The following is a 984-nucleotide window of genomic DNA, read 5'->3' on the forward strand; positions in this document are numbered from 1 at the left end:
GGATAAAGTAAACCAATACTAACAAACCACTTAAATACAGGGCATTTGTCCACCAGCGTGGTGGTGGGTTTTCTAACTCTCTGATGCCATCCCATTCATGCCCTGTGTCAGGCACTTCATTAGGATTCTTTTTATTATCAGCCATCATTATTTCTCCGAATTTGTATCGTCATCGTCCTGCAGCATGGTGCGGTGAGACTCTATTTTATCTTTGTTTTTTGGATTCAGAACCCAAAAATAGAGCACCACCATCAGTACAAAAATAACTACTGTAAACACCAAGCCAAACCAGTCGGTTGCTGTCATTTCGCTCCAATTAGTATGAAAATACTCTTGAAGTTTACTCACGATATGACCTGCCGGGTTCAAAGTTGACCATTGTTCCCAATACTTGAAGATAAGCCACTAAGGCCTGCATTTCAGTCTTGCCTTCAACTGCTGCTGCCGCATTATTAATTTGCTCATCAGTGTAAGGAACACCCAATACCTTCATAGCACGTAAGCGTTTTTCAATCCCAGGACCATCGATAGTGGCATCATCAAGCCATGGATAGCTTGGCATGACAGATTCAGGAACGACTGAACGTGGATCACGAAGATGCTGAATCTGCCATGCATCGGAGTATTTACCACCAACACGAGCAAGATCAGGTCCAGTACGTTTTGATCCCCATTGGAATGGATGGTCGTATTTTGATTCAACAGCCAGAGAATAATGACCATAACGGTCTTTTTCATCACGGAAAGGACGAATCATTTGCGAATGACACAGATAACAACCTTCACGTTGATAAATATCACGACCCGCTAACTCAAGTGCAGAATATGGACGAACTGTTTTCAATTCTTCATAGTCAGGATGCACTTGATCTTCAAAGGTTGTTTTGAGATAGAATAAAGGCACGATTTCTACGATACCACCCACTGAGACCACAAGTGCTGTTGCTAATACAAGGGCCCAGATATTTTTTTCCAGTTTCTCTT

Annotated in this window: 3 protein-coding genes; all 3 read right to left on the reverse strand. The window is 42.2% G+C overall.

Translation table 11 applies throughout. The features are described from left to right. Positions 1–148, reverse strand: a 148-nt coding sequence (locus tag B4K20_RS06195) for a cbb3-type cytochrome c oxidase N-terminal domain-containing protein (protein WP_349678793.1), incomplete at its 3' end; no start/stop codon positions are given. Next, positions 148–348, reverse strand: a complete 201-nt coding sequence (locus tag B4K20_RS06200; protein WP_040576263.1) for a cbb3-type cytochrome c oxidase subunit 3 — start codon at positions 346–348, stop codon at positions 148–150. The genes B4K20_RS06200 and B4K20_RS06195, both read right to left, overlap by 1 nt. After that, positions 341–984: cytochrome-c oxidase, cbb3-type subunit II (gene ccoO / locus B4K20_RS06205; RefSeq protein ID WP_289282268.1), on the reverse strand; the 644-nt coding region annotated here is incomplete at its 5' end. The genes ccoO and B4K20_RS06200, both read right to left, overlap by 8 nt.

Origin of the sequence: Methylophaga sp. UBA5088 (genome assembly GCF_002414625.1) — a bacterium.
In the GTDB taxonomy this organism is placed as follows: domain Bacteria; phylum Pseudomonadota; class Gammaproteobacteria; order Nitrosococcales; family Methylophagaceae; genus Methylophaga; species Methylophaga marina.